Annotated in this window: 13 protein-coding genes; 2 read left to right on the top strand and 11 right to left on the bottom strand. The window is 69.4% G+C overall.

Annotated features, from left to right (window positions below):
• The first annotated feature begins 16 nt into the window (after positions 1–16).
• Complete coding sequence (rhaS, locus tag V7Z82_RS04610) at positions 17–1,057, top strand: rhamnose ABC transporter substrate-binding protein (protein ID WP_334148476.1); 1,041 nt, start codon at positions 17–19, stop codon at positions 1,055–1,057.
• A 73-nt stretch (positions 1,058–1,130) separates the two neighbouring features.
• On the opposite strand, the gene V7Z82_RS04615 is transcribed toward rhaS, so the two are convergent.
• The 9 genes from V7Z82_RS04615 to V7Z82_RS04655 form a co-directional block, all read right to left on the bottom strand.
• Positions 1,131–2,543: a rhamnulokinase gene (locus tag V7Z82_RS04615; protein WP_334149150.1), complete on the bottom strand. Its 1,413-nt coding sequence runs from the start codon at positions 2,541–2,543 to the stop codon at positions 1,131–1,133.
• 112 nt (positions 2,544–2,655) lie between these two features.
• Positions 2,656–4,692, bottom strand: a complete 2,037-nt coding sequence (locus V7Z82_RS04620) for a bifunctional aldolase/short-chain dehydrogenase (RefSeq protein ID WP_334148480.1) — start codon at positions 4,690–4,692, stop codon at positions 2,656–2,658.
• Between the two features lie 40 nt (positions 4,693–4,732).
• Positions 4,733–5,899 carry an L-rhamnose isomerase gene (gene rhaI, locus V7Z82_RS04625; RefSeq protein WP_334148482.1) on the bottom strand — a complete coding sequence of 389 codons (1,167 nt, stop codon included), beginning with the start codon at positions 5,897–5,899 and terminating at the stop codon, positions 4,733–4,735.
• Entirely contained in the window at positions 5,896–6,276 is a 381-nt protein-coding gene (locus tag V7Z82_RS04630) for an L-rhamnose mutarotase (protein WP_334148484.1), read from the bottom strand. The genes rhaI and V7Z82_RS04630 overlap by 4 nt, the downstream gene beginning before the upstream one ends.
• Before the next feature lie 68 nt (positions 6,277–6,344).
• On the bottom strand, positions 6,345–7,640 hold the full coding sequence (locus V7Z82_RS04635) for a four-carbon acid sugar kinase family protein (protein WP_334148486.1): 1,296 nt from the start codon (positions 7,638–7,640) through the stop codon (positions 6,345–6,347).
• Positions 7,633–8,886 carry a RuBisCO large subunit C-terminal-like domain-containing protein gene (locus tag V7Z82_RS04640; protein ID WP_334148488.1) on the bottom strand — a complete coding sequence of 418 codons (1,254 nt, stop codon included), beginning with the start codon at positions 8,884–8,886 and terminating at the stop codon, positions 7,633–7,635. Before V7Z82_RS04640 ends, V7Z82_RS04635 begins: the two co-directional genes overlap by 8 nt.
• A gap of 4 nt (positions 8,887–8,890) precedes the next feature.
• On the bottom strand, positions 8,891–10,873 hold the full coding sequence (locus V7Z82_RS04645; protein ID WP_334148490.1) for a glycoside hydrolase family 127 protein: 1,983 nt from the start codon (positions 10,871–10,873) through the stop codon (positions 8,891–8,893).
• Positions 10,870–11,550 carry an aspartate/glutamate racemase family protein gene (locus V7Z82_RS04650; protein WP_334148492.1) on the bottom strand — a complete coding sequence of 227 codons (681 nt, stop codon included), beginning with the start codon at positions 11,548–11,550 and terminating at the stop codon, positions 10,870–10,872. The genes V7Z82_RS04645 and V7Z82_RS04650 overlap by 4 nt, the downstream gene beginning before the upstream one ends.
• Positions 11,547–14,153 carry a glycoside hydrolase family 78 protein gene (locus V7Z82_RS04655; RefSeq protein WP_334148494.1) on the bottom strand — a complete coding sequence of 869 codons (2,607 nt, stop codon included), beginning with the start codon at positions 14,151–14,153 and terminating at the stop codon, positions 11,547–11,549. Before V7Z82_RS04655 ends, V7Z82_RS04650 begins: the two co-directional genes overlap by 4 nt.
• Positions 14,154–14,299: 146 nt before the next feature.
• Between V7Z82_RS04655 and V7Z82_RS04660 the strand changes: the two genes are divergently transcribed.
• Positions 14,300–15,130, top strand: coding sequence for an NAD-dependent epimerase/dehydratase family protein (locus V7Z82_RS04660; protein WP_334148496.1), 831 nt, complete (start codon positions 14,300–14,302; stop codon positions 15,128–15,130).
• A gap of 65 nt (positions 15,131–15,195) precedes the next feature.
• On the opposite strand, the gene V7Z82_RS04665 is transcribed toward V7Z82_RS04660, so the two are convergent.
• Positions 15,196–16,104 carry a carbohydrate ABC transporter permease gene (locus tag V7Z82_RS04665; protein ID WP_334148498.1) on the bottom strand — a complete coding sequence of 303 codons (909 nt, stop codon included), beginning with the start codon at positions 16,102–16,104 and terminating at the stop codon, positions 15,196–15,198.
• A 10-nt stretch (positions 16,105–16,114) separates the two neighbouring features.
• Positions 16,115–16,996: a carbohydrate ABC transporter permease gene (locus V7Z82_RS04670; protein WP_334148500.1), complete on the bottom strand. Its 882-nt coding sequence runs from the start codon at positions 16,994–16,996 to the stop codon at positions 16,115–16,117.
• Between the last annotated feature and the right edge of the window lie 40 nt (positions 16,997–17,036).

Raw genomic sequence — 17,036 nt, forward strand, 5'->3', positions numbered from 1 at the left:
CACGAAAGGAAGAACAATGAAGTTTGCACGCAAGCGCGTCACGGCCCTCGCGGCTGTGGCGGTGGCCGCGGCACTCGTGCTCACGGGCTGCGCCGACACCGGCGGGAGCACCGGCGGCGACGGCGGTTCCGAAGGCGGGTCCGACAACCTGACCATCACGTTCCTGCCGAAGAACCTCGGCAACCCGTACTTCGACACGTCCAGCGTCGGCGGCAAGGCCGCGGTCGATGCACTCGGCGGCACCTTCGCCGAGGTCGGACCCGCGGAGGCGACGCCCGAGGCGCAGGTCAGCTACATCAACACCGCCACCCAGCAGGGTGTCGGCGCGCTCGTGGTCTCGGCGAATGACCCGCAGGCGATCTGCGATGCGCTCAACGAGGCGCGCGATGCCGGCGTCAAGGTCGTCACCTTCGATTCCGACACGAACGCCGACTGCCGCGACCTGTTCATCAACCAGGCAGACGCGGAGGGCATCGCCAAGGTCCAGGTCGACCTGGTCGCCGACCAGATCGGCGGAGCCGGCGAGATCGCGGTGCTCTCGGCATCCGCCAACGCCACCAACCAGAACGCCTGGATCGACCTGATGAAGGAGTACCTCGCGAGCGACTACCCGGACATCACGCTGGTCGAGACGGTCTACGGCGATGACGACGACCAGACGTCCTTCGACAAGACGGCAGCGCTGCTGCAGACGCACCCGAACCTGAAGGGCATCATCTCGCCCACCACGGTCGGCATCGCCGCAGCGGCACGCTACCTCTCCACCTCGGACTACAAGGGCAAGGTCGCGCTGACCGGTCTCGGCACGCCGAACCAGCTGCGCGAGTACGTCGAGGACGGCACGATCACCGCGTTCGCGCTGTGGAACCCGGAAGACCTGGGTTCCCTCGCCGCGTACGCTGCAGCGGCGCTCATCCAGGGCGACATCACGGGCGAAGAAGGGGACACCTTCGAAGCCGGCGACCTCGGTGAGTTCACGGTCGGTGCCGACGGCGTCGTCCTGCTGGGCGACCCGTTCGAGTTCAACGCAGACAACATCGGCGACTTCGACTTCTGAGTCCCGACGCACAGCGCAGGTGCCCGGTCGCTCACGCGGCCGGGCACCTGCGCTGTGTCTGTGGCGGCTGCGGTCAGCGCGGGTCGAAGCGCACCGGTACGTGGCTCGCCGCGACGAGCGCGCGGAGGCCTTCGAGCGTCTCGGGCGCTGCGCCCAGCGCGCGGGCCTGCACCAGCACGTTGCCGAGCGCGGTGGCCTCCACGGGGCCGGCGAGCACCGGCAGCCCGGCGCGGTCGGCCGTGGCCTGGCACAGCAGCACGTTCTGGGAGCCGCCTCCGACGAGGTGGATGCTGTCGAGTTCGCGGCCGGACAGCGTCGCGGCCGTCTGCACGGCGTCCGCGAACGCCACCGCGATCGACTCGACGATGCTGCGGGCGAAGGCGGCGCGGTCGGTGGGAACCGCGGCGCCCTGCGCGCGGAGGACCTCGGCGATCCGGGCCGGCATGTCGCCAGGAGCGCTCAACGACGGATCGTTCGCATCGAACAGCGGGATGTCGTCATCGACGGCAGACGCCGCAGCCAGGAGCTCCGGCAGATCGATCGACGTGCCGTCCTCGGCCTCCCACGCGCGCACGGTCTCGCTCAGCAACCAGAGTCCGGTGACGTTGTGCAGGAATCGGTAGCGGCCGTCGACCCCGAGCTCGTGCGTGAAGTTCGCCTCACGCGCGGCATCCGTCAGCACCGGCTCGGTCAGCTCGACGCCGACGAGTCCCCAGGTGCCGCAGGAGATGTACGCGGCGTGCGGCGTCGTCATCGGCACGGCCACGACCGCGGAGGCGGTGTCGTGCGAGCCCACGGCGATCACCGGAAGGTGGGCGCCGATGCGGGCGGCGATCTCGGGGCGCAGACGACCGATCACGGTGCCTGGGTCGACGAGCGGCGGGAGCAGCGTGGCCGGGATGCCGAGGCGCTCAGCCAGCTTGGCGTCCCACTCGCCGTCGTGCACGCCGAGCAGCCCGGTCGTCGAGGCGTTCGTGCGCTCGGCGCCGCGGGCTCCCGTGAGCAGGAAGGCGAGCAGGTCAGGGATGAGCAGCGCGGTGTCGGCATCCGCCAGCCGCGTGTCGACGCGGTACTGGTAGAGCGTGTTGAACGGCAGGAACTGCAGGCCGTTGCGTGCGTACAGCTCGGCGAACGGCGCGAGCTCGTGCGCCTCGTCCACGCCGCGCGCGGTCCTGTCGTCGCGGTAGTGGAAGGGTTCGGCGAGCAGGTCGTCGCCCGCGATCAGGCCGTAGTCGACCGCCCACGAGTCGATCCCGATGCTCTCGATCGTCGGCTCGCGCCGCACGGCTTCCGCGAGCCCGTCGAGCACGTGCTCGACCAGCGCGGCGAAGTCCCAGTGCAGGCCGTCCTCGCGTTCGACGGGCCCGTTCGGGAACCGCGAGACGAGCTCCAGCTCGAGCGAACCGTCGCCGACCCGCCCGATCATCACCCGTCCGCTGGTCGCTCCGAGGTCGACGGCGGCGACCGCTCGCGCCGTCGCGCGCACGCTCACGGCATCCCTCCCTCGCCGACCGGCCCCTCTGTGTGCGAGCCACCCCTGTAGGTGCTGCCGGAATGGGGGCCGCTCGCACACAAAGGGGTGGCTCGGCGGAGGGGGATCATCGCAGGAACGCGGCGGCGACGCCGGAGTCGACCGGGATGTGCAGCCCGGTCGTGCGGGTGAGCTCGGGGCCCGTCAGCACATACACGGCATCCGCCACGTTCTCGGGCACGACCTCGCGCTTGAGGATCGTGCGGTTCGCGTAGTACTGACCGAGGTCCTCTTCCGCGACGCCGTAGGTCGCTGCGCGGTTCGCGCCCCAGCCCGAGGCGAAGATGCCGGAACCGCGCACGACGCCGTCGGGGTTGATGCCGTTGACGCGGATGCCGAACTCGCCGAGCTCGACGGCGAGCAGCCGCACCTGGTGCGCCTGGTCGGCCTTGGTCGCGGAGTAGGCGATGTTGTTCGGCCCTGCGAACACCGAGTTCTTCGACGAGATGTAGATGATGTCGCCGCCGAGCTTCTGGTCGATCAGCACTCGGGCCGCGGCCTTCGACACCAGGAACGACCCCTTGGCCATGACGTCGTGCTGCAGGTCCCAGTCCTTCTCCGTGGTCTCGAGCAGCGGCTTCGAGAGCGAGAGTCCGGCGTTGTTGACGACCAGGTCGACGCCGCCGAACGCGAGCACCGCCTCGTTCAGCGCAGCCTGGATCGCGTCGGCGTCAGCGACGTTCGCGGCCACGCCGATCGCGACGTCGGTACCGCCGAGTTCAGCGGCAGCGGCCTGCGCCTTCTCGAGGTCGAGGTCGGCGATCACGACGCACGCACCTTCGGCTGCGAGTCGCGTGGCGATGGCCTTTCCGATGCCGGATGCTGCACCGGTCACGAAGGCGATGCGGCCCTGGTGCGACTTCGGCTTGGGCATCCGCTGCAGTTTGGCCTCCTCCAGCGCCCAGTACTCGATGTCGAACTTCTCGGCGTCCGAGATGGGGGAGTAGGTCGACAACGACTCGGCGCCGCGCATCACATTGATCGCGTTCACGTAGAACTCGCCGGCCACTCGTGCGGTCTGCTTGTTCGCGCCGTAGGAGAACATGCCGACGCCAGGGATCAACACGATGAGCGGGTCGGCGCCGCGGATCGCAGGGGACTCGGCCGTCGCGTGCGCGTCGTAGTACGCCTGGTAGTCGGCGCGGTACTCGGCGTGCAGGCCGTGCAGACGCGCGACCTGCTCGTCGAGGGATGCCGTCGCCGGGAGGTCGAGGATCAGCGGCTTCACCTTGGTGCGCAGGAAATGGTCCGGGCAGCTCGTGCCGAGGGCCGCGAGCTCCGGCGCCTTCTCGGATGCCAGGAAGTCGAGCACCTCGGGAGCATCCGTGAAGTGTCCGACCATCGCGCGATCCTGCGATGCGATCCCGCGGATCGTGCCGGCCAGCTCGGCGGCGCGCGCGCGGCGCTCGGCTTCCGGCAGCGCCTCGAACCCTGCACGGACGCCGCCGAAGGGCTCTGCCGCACCGTGCTCGGCGATGTACGACGCTGCGGTGTCGATGATCCACAGCGAGTTCGCCTCGGCTTCCTCGGACGTGTCGCCCCACGCGGTGATGCCGTGCCCGCCGAGGATGCAGCCGATCGCTGCGGGGTTGGCCGCCTTGATCGCGGCGATGTCGAGTCCGAGCTGGAAGCCGGGGCGACGCCACGGCACCCACACGACCTTCTCGCCGAAGATCGTCGTGGTCAGCGCCTCGCCGTCGGCGGCCGTCGCGATCGCGATGCCGGAGTCCGGGTGCAGGTGGTCGACGTGCGCGGCGTCCACCAGCCCGTGCATGGCGGTGTCGATCGAGGGTGCGGCCCCGCCCTTGCCGTGCAGGCAGTAGTCGAAGGCGGCGACCATCTCGTCTTCGCGTTCGATGCCTGGGTAGACGTCGACGAGCGCACGCATGCGGTCGAGGCGCAGCACTGCGAGACCCTGCTCCTGCAGCGTGCCGAGGTCGCCGCCGGAGCCCTTGACCCACAGCAGCTCGACGGGCTGCCCCGTCACCGGATCGATCTCGGTCCCCTTCGCCGAGGTGTTGCCCCCGGCGTAGTTCGTGTTCTTCGGGTCGGCGCCCAGGCGGTTGCTCCGCGCGATCAGGTCGGCGGCAGTCGGGTTCGTCATCAGTCGTGTCCTTGGTTCGAGGGATCGAGGGGCGGCGCGCTCAGGCGCCCCAGCCGGCCTGCACGCCGCCGACGCGGTCTGCGGCGATCTGCTGCTGGTAGCCGGATGCCGCGTACGCGGCCATCGGGTCGCCGGCGAGGCCGCGCGACTCGCGCCACTCGGCCAGCGCCGGGCGCACATCGGTGTAGAAGGCGTCCATGAACACGGCGTTCGCGGCCAGCACGTCGCCGGACTGCTGTGCAGCGGTGAGTGCGTCGCGGTCGACGAGCAGTGCGCGAGCCGTCATCTCCTGCACGTTCAGCACGGAGCGGATCTGGCCGGGGATCTTGTCCTCGACGTTGTGGCACTGGTCGAGCATGAACGCCACGTCGGGGTTGTTCAAGCCGCCGCCGCGGATGACCTCGAACAGGATGCGGAAGAGCTGGAACGGGTCGGCCGCCCCGACGATCAGATCGTCGTCGGCGTAGAAGCGGGAGTTGAAGTCGAACGAGCCGAGCTTGCCGAGGCGCAGCAGCTGCATCACGATGAACTCGATGTTCGTGCCAGGGGCGTGGTGGCCGGTGTCGAGGCAGACCATCGCCTTCTCGCCGAGCGAGCTCACCTGGGCGTACGACGTGCCCCAGTCCGGAACGTCGGTGTGATAGAACGCCGGCTCGAAGAACTTGTACTCGAGCACCAGGCGCTGGTCGTCGCCGAGGCGTGCGTAGATCTGCTGCAACGACTCCTGCAGACGGTCCTGCCGACCTCGCAGATCGGCCTGGCCGGGGTAGTTCGAGCCCTCGGCGAGCCAGATCTTCAGGTCGCGGCTGCCCGTGGCATCCATCACGTCGATGCACGCCAGATGGTGGTCGATCGCCTTCCGACGGATGGCCGCGTCTTCATGCGTCAGTGCGCCGAACTTGTAGTCGTCGTCCTGGAACGTGTTCGAGTTGACGGTGCCGAGCTCCACGCCCAGATCCTCGGCGTGCTTGCGCAGGTCGGAGTAGGAGTCGACGACGTCCCAGGGGATGTGCAGCGCGACCTTCGGGGCGAGTGCGGTGTACGTGTGCACCTGCGCGGCATCCGCGATCTTCTCCCACGGGTCGCGCGGGGTGCCCGGCGTGCCGAACACCTTGAAGCGGGTGCCGGAGTTGCCGAACGCCCAGCTGGGGAGTTCGATGCCCTGCTGCTCCAGGGTGGCGAGGTGGTCGGTGGTCAGGATGCTCACGATGCACTGCTTTCTTCGTCGATGGCGGATGCTGCGCGCTCGCCGGCGGTGGCGAGCTGGTCTTCGAGGTGGAACACCTCGGTGAGTGGGGTGGCGGCCTGGTCGGGGCGACCGTCGAGTCCGAGGAAGAAGCGCCCCATCTCAGCCTCCCAGCGCGCGGCGACGGGCGAGGCGGCGAGGTATGCCTGCGCGGCCGCATCGTCGTCGGTCTCGTAGTAGCCGATCAGTCGACCGGCGTCGCCCAGGAAGAGCGAGTAGTTGCGGCGACCGGAGGCGGCGATCTCGGCGAGCATCTCGGGCCACACCGGCGCATGGCGCTCGAGGTACTCGTCGAGCAGCTCAGGGCGGACCTGCAGCTGGAAGCAGATACGGGGCATCGGTGGCTCGTTCTGTCGAGGACGGGAATATGAATCGTTTCATATTCTAGGTCGGAGGTGCGGATCCGTCAACCGACGAGGCGCCCGTTCCCGACCCGGATCGACTCGAAGAGGTCGTCGTCGCCGACCTGCCCGCCCTTGAGCAGCAGCTCGACCCCGTCGACCGCTGCATCGTCGCTGTGGGCGCGGAGCACGACGACGTTCGTACCGGGGTTCGCCGCGATCGAGACGCTGGCGATGCCCAGGGTCCGCACCACGCGGCTGGAGGTGTCCCCGCCGCAGATGATCAGCCGTGCCGTCGCACCGGCGGCGAGGGCTGCGCGCGCGACGGCGGTGGTCGCCGCCGCGATGTCGGCGAGCACATCGGTGGCTCCGGCGAACGCCGGAGCATCCGCGGAGGAGAGCGCGACGCTGCGCCCCTCGCGCAGGGAGCCGATGACCCGGGTGTGAAGTGCAGGGTCGGGCGACAGCGGCAGCACGGCCCAGCCGGCAGCCGCCGCAGCGTCGAGCTGCCGACGGGTCTGGGGCGAGCGGCTGCCTGAGATCGCCAGCACCGGACCCGGCGGTGCTGGTTCAGCGCTGAGCGGCACCGGCGCATGCCCGAGTGCCAGGGCCCTGCTGAGGCCGCCGGAGCCGATGGCGAACAGCGGATGCCGCTCGGTGGCGAGCTGCGTCATCGCTTCGCCGATCAGGGCGAGGTGGGCGTCGTCGAGCGCGTCGAGCACGACTGCGGTGTCCGTCGAGCTGTCGATGGCGGCCGCGAGATCATCCGCCGAGCCGTAGCCGGTGAGCGGGAGCCCGCCGACCGGCAGGCGTGTCTGCCGAGAGAGATGTGCGACGAGGTCGGAGTCGTCCATCGGGGTGGACGGATGCTGCGACATGGTCGGCTGCCGATCGAGACGGTGCACCACGCCGCCCTCGGCTGCGAAGTGATGCCCGAACACGGTGTACCGCCCGAAGTCCGGCTGCGCGAACAGCACCGGCACCGTGCGCTCGCCGAAGACATCGCGGGCGATCTCGATCACTCGCCCGAGGCTGCCGACGGACGGTGACGAGTCGGCGGTCGAGCAGGCCTTGTACTGCACGATGCCCGGCTGCAGATCATGGAGCGCCTCGAGTGCCGGACGCACCTCGGCATCCAGTGGATCCGGTGCGAGTGAGCGGGCGATCCCGGCGATGCCGATCACGGCAGACGTCTCCGACGCCTCCCGGAGCGCCGCCCGCGGCGGTGTGCCGATGAACAGGCGACCACGCACACCGTGCCGCGCGAACTGCAGCAGCACGTCGACGCTCCCGGTGACGTCGTCGCCGTAGTAGCCGACGCTCAGCCCGATCGACGCGACGGTCGCCGACTGCTCACTCACGCACGGCCCCGAACCGCTCGGCCGCTCGGCGCAGCTCCGGCGACGCGGCGAGGGCCTGTGCCGTGGTCTCGCCGCGCTCTGCGGATGCCCACGCGGCGCGCATGCTCTCGACACCGGCGGCGGCGCCGTCAGGGTGCCCGTGGATGCCGCCACCGGCGAGCACGAGCAGATCCGACGACCCGACAGCGCGATACGTGGCGTGGGCGAGGCCACCCCACTGGCCCGAAGACAGCACCGGCACCGTCTCGGCGATACCGCTGAGCGGCGTGCGGACCTCGGCGATCGAGGCGAGCACGTCGTCATCGGACTCGTAGAACTTGTTCGAGATGCCGTTGGTGTGCAGGTGATCGGCACCGCTCAGCCGCGCGAGCTGCTGCCAGGCGCTGAACGAGAACCCGACCTGCGGCGAGCGGCTGATCGCGCCGAACATCGCGCGGTGACCGTGGATCGGCACCTGCGTGAAGCGGCGGACATGCGCGAGTCCGGCGAGCCCGACCATGTTGATGCACACCATGACGCAGGTGCCGCCGGCGGCCACGACCAGGTCGTGGTTCTGTTCGAGCAGGTGGATGTCGTCGGTGATGTTGAAGGCGTACATGGGCATCCGGCCGGTGCGGTCGGCATGCCTCCGCAGCACCGGCATCACTGCCGCGACGCGTTCGGCGAGGGGCGCGGACGGACCGTTGCCCTGCAGCTCGTCGTCCTTGATGAAGTCGACGCCTGCCTCGGCGAGCTCGGCCACCACCTCGGCGAGCTCGGCGGGGGAGAGGCCGATGCTGGGCTTGACGATCGTGCCGATCATCGCGCCATCCGGCCGCCCCATCCGCTCGCGCGTGCCCGCGAGGCCGAACCGCGGGCCGCCGTAGCGCGCTGCGAATGCCGGTGGCAGCTCGAGGTCGGTGAGCTTGACCGCAGCGAGCTCCTTGATCTCGAAGAGGTTCCCAGCGACCGCGGCCTGCAGGTTCGGGATGGACGGCCCGAAGTTGTCGAGCGGGAACCGCAGGCGCATGCGCGCCCGCCGCCGCAATGCGGGGTCGCCGACGGTGCCCGGCAGCGCGCTGTCGCCGGTGAGCGGCAGCTCTTCGAGGTCGACGACCTGGGCGGCGAAGCGGGCACGGACGGCATCCGACTCCCGCTCGACGCGCACGAACGTGCCGGTGGACTGCTCGCCGGCGAGCGTCTCTGCGGCCTGCAGGAGGGGGAGGGACGTCTCGATGACGTAGGTGGCGGTGACGTGTTCGCTCATCGGATCACCAGACGATCGGCAGCCAGACCGACATCTCGCCGGGGCCGCGGTTGCCCCAGGCGAAGTACGGCACCAGCCGAACCGTGATCTCGCGCAACGGCTGCGCGTCGAGGTCGGCGTAGAGCGCGTCGTCGGTCGTGCCGGGGATCACGGCGAGGGCGGTGCTCAGCGCGATGAGCCGCTGTCCCTCGATCTCCGTCGGCTCGGTCTCGAATGAGGTGCCGCGGCGGAGCGCCGCCTGCTCGAGCAGCACGTCGTCCGGCAGATCGGCCTCCTCGACGCAGTACACGACGGGTCCGCGCTGCACCGCGACCTGGTTGGCCGCTTCCTCGGCGAGACGGTGGGCGCGCAGCATCCGCACCGGCATCGGCAGGTCGAGCACGATCACGTCGCCGACCGCGAATCGACGGTCGATCGTCGTGTACTCGCCCGATGCGGCGACCGGGACGCGCTCGCCGGCAACCGTCAGGGTGGCGCCGGACGACCAACCGGGGATGCGCAGATGCATGGGCATGCCGCCGGCCAGCGCCTCCGTGACGGTGAACTCGATGCGGCCGTCCCACGGGTAGTCGCTCTGCTCGCTGAGTCCGAGCACTCGGCCGTCATCGAGGGCACCGCGCAGCTCGCTGCCGCCGTAGAGATGCACGTACAGCCCGTCGGAGGAGACGGATGCCGCGCGCTCGTGCAGTCGTGACAGCGTCCGCGCCGTGTTCGGCGGGCAGCAGAAGCAGCTCAGGTATCGCTCGCGCAGCCGCTCGTCGGACTTCGGCGGCGTCGGCACCGGATGCAGCCCGGTGTCGCCGGCGCGACGCAGCGCGAACGGCAGCTCGCGCACCTGACGGAGCGGATTCGTGTAGAAGTACGCAGAGCCGTCGAGGCTGATGCCGGCGAGCAGCGCGTTGAAGGAGATCTGCTCGATCACATCGGCGAAGCGCGCCTCGCCGGTGAGCGCGAGCATCCGTTCCGCCCACAGGATCATGCCGATGTTCGCGCACGACTCGGCATGCGCGGTGGTGTGCGGCAGCTGGTACGCGCGCCCGTAGGCCTGGTGCACGCGGCTGATCTGCTCCTGCCACGGGTGGCCGTCGGGCGAGGCTCCGTCGTACAGCGCGCCGCATCCGCCGGTGATGTAGAGCTTGGTGTCGATGACGTCGTCCCACAGACGCGCGAGCACCTCGATGAGGTCGGCGTCGCCGGTCTCGAGCGCGAGGTCGGCGAGCCCGGCGTAGAGGTAGTTGGCGCGGACGGCGTGCCCGGCGACCACGTACTGCTCGCGCACCGGGAGACGGTCCTGATTGTCGTCGCCGCCCTCGAACTCGTCGCGCACCCGCAGGAACGCCTGCGCGAGCGCGAGCCAGCGGCGGTCGTCGGTCGTGCGATACAGCTCGATCACGGCCATGTAGTGCGACGGGCAGATCGCGCTGCGGGCGAGCTCGACCGGCTTGTGCTCGGCGAGACCTTCGAGGTAGCCGGCTGCGCGCACCGCGACGTCGAGCAGCAACGCCGAGCCGGTGACCTCGTGATGGCGTACGCACATCGTGATCAGGTGGCCGAGGTTGTACGTCTCGAAGTGGAAGCGGTCGGCGAGCTCGGTGGCTGCGGCTGGGCCGAGCGCCGCGATCAGGGTCGGTGTGTGCAGGTAGCCGTCGGCGCGCTGCACCGATGCGATGAGCTCGGCGAGCGTGTCGACGGTGTCGGCCAGCCACCGCTCGGGGTGGGTCTCGAGCTGCGCGATCGCCGCTTCCATCCACTTGTAGACGTCGCCGTCCATGAACGGCGGCCCGACGTGCTCGCCCGGCTCGAGTCCTGCCGCGATGCGGAAGTTGCGCAGGCCGTTGCTGACTGCGGGGTCGCTCAGCGACTGCCACATGCTCGGCACGGTCGTCGAGCGCGTGCGCTCCTGCACGCCGCCCCAGAATCCGCTGGTCCATCGAGCGGCGTCCGCGGTCAGCGGGGTCAGTGCGCGCTGTCGTGTGCCGGTGGTCATCGGACGCCTCCCTCGGTCGTCGTCGCGGCTCGTACGGCGATCAGCTCGCCCAGCCGAGCGATGCCCGGCTCGATGCTGGTCAGCACCGGGACGGCGACGTGGGCGCTCTCGGCAGCGGAGGCCATCGACGCCTGCGCCAGCACCACGACATCGGCATCGACCGCGAGGCGTTCGATGGCGGCGGTGACGAGTCGGTCGTGCAGCGCGCGGTCGCCACCGGAGACCGCGGCGAACGCGCCGTCGACGACCTCCTCGACGATCGCCGGCTCGACGCCGGCGAGTGCAGCCCGCTCGCGAAGGAGCGCGACGGTCGGGGTCAGTGTGGTGGGCAGCGTCGCGATCACGGCGATCCGCTGTCCGGTGCGCACGGCCTGATCGGTCATCGCCTCGTCGATGCGCAGCACGGGGATGCCGGCCCGTTCCGCGGTCGGTGCGGCATAGGCCGAGATCGACGAGCAGGTCAGCATCACGACATCGGCGCCGGCATCCCGAGCCGCCTCGGCGAGATGCACGAGACGATCGGCGACGGACGCTGCGCGCTCGGCGTCGCCCAGATCGGCGACGATGCGGTCGTCGAGGTAGTTCACGAAGGTCGCGTCCGGCAGCACTGCGCGTGCCCGCTCGATCACCGGTGGGATGACGACGGCGCCGGTGTGCAGGAAGGCGATGCGGGTCATGCCGTGACCTCCTCGGCGAGGGTGAGGGAACGGGTGTGGATGCCGTGCCCGACCGTCTCCTCCGGCTGTCCTGGCAGGGCGAGGATGCCGGTGGTGCCGACCGGGAGCTCGGCCGTCACGTGCAGCGCGCCGTCGCGGATCAGCCATGAGACCGAGGCCTCGCCGTACGGGGTGCGGTGCCTGGCCGAGGCCGAGGTGAGTCCGCCGCCGGGGCGCGGCGCGACGCGGATCCTGCGGTAGCCGGGTGCGTCAGGGGCGAGGCCTGCGACGACGCGATGCATCCAGTCGACCACCGCGCCGAGGGCGTAGTGGTTGAACGAGGTCATCGAGCCGGGGTTGACCGAGCCGTCGGGGCGCATCGAATCCCAGCGCTCCCAGACCGTCGTCGCTCCCATGCCGACCTGGTAGAGCCACGACGGGCACTCCTTCTCGAGCAGCAGGTCGTACGCGGCATCGAGCTGGCCGTTGGCGCTCAGCGCATCGGTCACCAGCGGGGTGCCGACGAAGCCGGTGCCGATGCGGTTGCCGCCCGCGTGCACGAGCTCGGCGAGCCGTGCGGCCGCGGGGGCGCGCAGGTCATCGGGCAGCAGGTCGAACTGCAGTGCCACCGCGTAGGCGGTCTGCGCATCCGAGGTCATCCGCCCGTCGGCGAGCACGTAGGCGCCGATGAACGCCGCCTTCGCCTCTTCCGCGATCGTGCCGTAGGTCTCGGCATCCGCGGTCCTGCCCAGGGTGGTCGCCATCTCGGCGACCAGTCGGGCGGAGTACGCGAAGTAGCCGGAGGCGACGAGGAATCGATCGGTCTTCGCGCGTGACGGATGCTGCGGGGGAGCATCGGGGTCGAGCCAGTCGCCGAGCTGGAACCCGGTGTCCCAGAGCCGCGACGGCCCTGCGATCTCGGCCTGGAGGTCGACCCAGGCGCGCGCGCTGTCGAACTGCGCTCGCAGCACGCCCTCGTCGCCGAAGCGCTGGTGCAGCGTCCACGGCACGATCGTCGCAGCGTCGCCCCAGGCTGCGCCAGGGCGCTGCGGGTTCCACATGGTGTCGGCGGGGATCACCGGCACGTACCAGGGCACCGTGCCGTCCGGCAGCTGCTCGGCGGCGAGGTCGCGGAGCCAGCCCGCGAGCATGCCGGAGGAGTCGTAGAGGAAGGATGCCGCCGGCGTGAACACCTGGATGTCACCGGTCCACCCGAGGCGCTCGTCGCGCTGCGGGCAGTCCGATGGGATGTCGACGAAGTTGCCTCGCATGCCCCACACCACGTTCTCGTGCAGGCGGTCGAGCTGCGGGTTCGATGAGGAGAACCAGCCGGTGCGCTCCATGTCGGTGTGCAGGACCCGCGCGATGAGGGCGCCCTGCGCGGCATCCGCATCGAGGTCGCCGGGCCAGCCGTCGACCTCGACGTAGCGGAACCCGTGATACGTGAACCGCGGCTCCCATTCCTCGCCGCCCTCGCGGCCGGCGAACGTGTAGACATCGGTCGAGACGGCGTCGCGCAGCGGCCGGGTGTAGAGCTCGTCGTCCTGCAGCACCTCGGCGGTGCGCAGCGTGACGGTGGTGCCGGTCGGGGCCGTGGCGCGCAGGCGCACGACGCCCACGAGGTTCTGGCCGAAGTCGAGCACACGCTTGCCTGCAGGGGTGCGCAGCACGGCGATCGGCTGCACCTCCTCGGTCACCCGCACGGGAGGTCCGGTGGGGGCGACGAGTGTCGCGCGATCGCGTCGACGCACCTGCACGCGGCTCCATGCACTGTCGTCGTAGCCGGCGCTGCTCCAGCCCGGGAGCTCTTCGCGGGCGTCGTGGACTTCGCCGTCGTAGAGGCCGGACTGGATGATCGGGCTCCGCGCCGCCTTCCAGCGGGTGTCGGTCGCGACGGTCTCGGTCGAGCCGTCGGCGTAGCGCAGCTCGAGCTGGCCGATGAACGAGAGGTCGTCGCCGAACACGTTGCGGAAGCCGCCGCGCCAGCCCAGACGCCCGCGGTACCAGCCGTCGCCGAGCCAGGCGCCGATCGCGTTGTCGCCCTCGGCGAGCATCGCGGTCACGTCGTACGTGGTGTAGCGCAGGCGCTCCCGATACACGGTCCAGCCGGGGGCGAGCACGTCGGAGCCGACCCGCTCGCCGTTGATCTCGGCCTGGAAGAGCCCGTGGGCCGAGGCGTAGAGCCGTGCACTGACGAGCCCCGGGCGCACGGCGAAGTCCCGGCGGACGAGCGAGGGTCGACGGTCGTCGCGCATCGGGTTCTCGTTCCAGATCGCGCCGATGGGGCCGGCGGACCAGTCCTCCGGACGCAGCAGACCGGTCTCGACCGTCGACCAGGGACCCGGCTCGCTCCAGACGCCGTCGTCGCCGCGCACCTGCACCCGCACGGACGCGATGGCGCGCGACGGGAGTGCGGACGCGGGCCACGGCACCAGTACCTGCTCGTCCGACTCGACCTCGTAGGACGAAGTCGATCCTGCAGCATCCACCTCGATGCGGTACCCCGTCTGCGACCAGCCGATCGGAGCGGTCTCGACGAACCACGAGAGGCGCGGCGCTGGCTCGCCGATGCCGATGGGCTCGCGGTGGTGCTCGAAGCGAGCGGCGGATACGGTGGCCGGCATTGGACACTCCCAAGATTTCGAAACGTTTCAGAGACGTCTTCAAAGCATCGCCAGGGCGAAGCAGGATAGAATTGTGACGTTTCAATACTAGGGCATGGAGATCGACTCGGTCGATGCTCGTGCCAGACTCGGACATGGAGGTCCACATGGTGATCGCTGTCACTGGAAGCAGCGGCACGCTCGGTCGCGCGACGGTCGAGCGGCTGCGTGCCACCGGCGCCGAGGTGCTCGGTCTCGATCTCGCCGGCACGCCGGGCGCAGGCTTCACGCGCGTCGATCTGTCGGACTACGGGCAGACCCTCGACGCGTTCCTCGGCGTGACCGCACGGCACGAGGGCATCGAAGCGCTCGTGCATCTCGCGGCGGTCCCGGTGAACGGGCTGATTCCCGATGCTGCGACCTTCGAGAACAACATGCTCGCGTCGTCGCACGTGCTGCTCGCAGCGCACCGTGCCGGCATCCGCACTGTCGTCCTGGCCTCGAGCATCACGGCCATGGGGTTCCCGTTCGACGTCGCACCTCCGGTGCTTCCCGTCGACGAGACGTACACCCGAGCGTTCAACACCTACGGTCTCGGCAAGGTGGTGGAGGAGGCGATGGCCGCGCAGCTGGCCGGCTGGCATCCGGACACCTCGATCACGGCGCTGCGGTTCACGAACGTCGTGGCCCCTGAGGCATACGGCACCTTCGAGTCCGCGGCAGAGCCCGACTATCGTCGTGACCTCATCGGATCCTGGGTCGACGCGAGAGATGGCGCGCGCGCCGTCGAACTCGCACTCGCCGCCGCGACGCCCGGCTTCCGCGTCTACAACGTCGCCGCGCCCGAGTCCGGCAACGCCGCCCCCAGTCGAGAGCTGGCTGCGCGGTGGTTCCCCGGCGTCCCGGTGGCCGACGACCTCGGCGAGTTCGAGTCGCTCATGTCGACCCGTCGCATCCGGGACGAACTCGGCTTCCGTGCCGAGCACGACTGGCGCTGAGACGGAGCACAGCACGCAGAAGGGGCGGGTGGATGCCGAAGCATCCGCCCGCCCCTTCGTCGTCGTCAGCCCTTGACCGCGCCGGCCGCGAGCCCCTTCATGATGCGCTGGTTCAGGAACAGGTACATGATCAGGATGCCGAACACCGTGACGCAGATCGCGGCGAACAGCGGGCCGTAGTTGATCGCCCCGTACTCGCCGGAGAAGTTCAACAGCCCCACCTGGATCGTGTTCAGGCTCTTCTTGCCGCCGAAGACCAGGGCGATGAGCAGGTCGTTCCAGATCAGGAAGAACTGCACGATCGCCACCGTGAAGATCGCGTTCTTCATCATCGGCAGACCGATCAGGAAGAACGAACGAAGCATCGAGGCGCCGTCGATGGTCGCGGCCTCGAAGATCTCGCGCGGGATCGCCCGGAAGTAGGTCGCGGTCATGAACACGGTCAGCGGGAGTCCGCCCGCGATGTAGATCAGGATCATCGGCAGGTACGAGCCGCTGATGCCCATCTTCGAGAAGGCGTTGAACAGCGGGAGGATGATCATCTGACCTGGGATCATGATGCCGGCGAGGAACAGCAGCAGCACCGAGGCGCGGCCCTTGAACACCATGATCTCGAGTGCGTAGCCGGCGGCCGTGCCGAGCAGCACGATGAACACCAGAGACGGCACCGTCACGATCAGCGAGTTCGAGATCGTCGCTCCGAGGTTGCCGGTCTCCCACGCCGTGGCGTAGTTGTCCCAGCGCCACGTCTCGGGGAGCGTGTACGAGGGGTTGTTGAGGAAATCGCTGTTGGACTTCAGTGAGTTGATGAACATCCAGAACAGCGGATACGCGGTCACCACGATCAGCAGCGTGATCGTGAGCCAGGTCGGGACCTTGCGGAGGATGCCGAGGGTCACGGCGCCTGCGCCGCGGCGGTGCGGCACGAACGCGTGCGGGCTCGGGACGGCCGTCGTGTCGAGTGTGGTGGTCATGGGTCAGCCCTCAGACGGTGTTGTCGCGGCGCGACGAGCGGAAGATGACGAGTGTGACGAGCAGGCACATGATGGTCAGCACGAGGGCGACCGTCGAGCCGTACCCGAAGTCGCTGAACTGGAAGGCGGTGCGGTACATGTACATCGTCAGCGGCGTGGTCGAGTTGCCGGGACCGCCGCCGGTGAGCGCGAAGACCGAGTCGAAGACCTTGATCGTGCCGTTGATGCTGAAGATCATCGACGCGAACAGGATCGGCAGCGACATGGGCAGGATGATGTAGCGGAAGAGGCTGAACGACTTCGCGCCGTCGAGGCGAGCGGACTCGACGATCTCGTCCGGGATGTCGAGGAGTCCGGAGAAGACGAGGATGCCGTAGAAGCCGGCGGAACGCCAGACGTCCATGATCACGATGACGATGAAGGCGGTCGCCCCGTCGCCGAGCCAGTCGATGTTGGAGAGGCCGACGTTCACGAGCAGCTCGTTCACGAGGCCGTCGTTCGGGGCCGACTGGAAGAGCTTCTGGTACAGGATGCCGATCGCGACCGTCGGGAGCACGACCGGGAAGAACACGAGCGTGCGGACGATCACCGACGACCGTCGCAGCACGAAATGGTAGAGCAGGGCGAGGCCGAAGCCGAGCACGACCTGGAACAGGGTGGTCAGCAGTGCGTAGCGGATCGTGAACCAGAACGCGTCGGCGACGTAGCTGTCGCTGAACAGACGCGTGAAGTTGGAGATGCCGGTGAATTCGAAGCCTTCGAGGATGCTGCCGGTGAAGAACGTGAGCCCGAATGACCAGAGCACGGGGACGATGGTGATGAGCGTGTAGATGACCAGGGCCGGCAGGAGCAGCAGCAGGATCGTCTTGCGGTCGCCGAGGACGGACTTCATGCGAGGCGGCCTTTCGGTAAGAGGGGAGTGACGAGAGAAC

Origin of the sequence: Microbacterium sp., assembly GCF_036823965.1 — a bacterium.
GTDB lineage: Bacteria > Actinomycetota > Actinomycetes > Actinomycetales > Microbacteriaceae > Microbacterium.

Bases quoted from the DNA above. Each gene is read 5' to 3' on its own strand.
- V7Z82_RS04660 (WP_334148496.1), top strand. From the start codon at position 14,300: ATGGTGATCGCTGTCACTGGAAGCAGCGGCACGCTCGGTCGCGCGACG.
- V7Z82_RS04630 (WP_334148484.1), bottom strand. From the start codon at position 6,276: ATGCCCCGTATCTGCTTCCAGCTGCAGGTCCGCCCTGAGCTGCTCGAC.
- V7Z82_RS04640 (WP_334148488.1), bottom strand. From the start codon at position 8,886: ATGAGCGAACACGTCACCGCCACCTACGTCATCGAGACGTCCCTCCCC.
- V7Z82_RS04655 (WP_334148494.1), bottom strand. From the start codon at position 14,153: ATGCCGGCCACCGTATCCGCCGCTCGCTTCGAGCACCACCGCGAGCCC.
- V7Z82_RS04620 (WP_334148480.1), bottom strand. From the start codon at position 4,692: ATGACGAACCCGACTGCCGCCGACCTGATCGCGCGGAGCAACCGCCTG.
- rhaS (WP_334148476.1), top strand. From the start codon at position 17: ATGAAGTTTGCACGCAAGCGCGTCACGGCCCTCGCGGCTGTGGCGGTG.
- V7Z82_RS04650 (WP_334148492.1), bottom strand. From the start codon at position 11,550: ATGACCCGCATCGCCTTCCTGCACACCGGCGCCGTCGTCATCCCACCG.
- V7Z82_RS04645 (WP_334148490.1), bottom strand. From the start codon at position 10,873: ATGACCACCGGCACACGACAGCGCGCACTGACCCCGCTGACCGCGGAC.
- V7Z82_RS04665 (WP_334148498.1), bottom strand. From the start codon at position 16,104: ATGACCACCACACTCGACACGACGGCCGTCCCGAGCCCGCACGCGTTC.
- V7Z82_RS04670 (WP_334148500.1), bottom strand. From the start codon at position 16,996: ATGAAGTCCGTCCTCGGCGACCGCAAGACGATCCTGCTGCTGCTCCTG.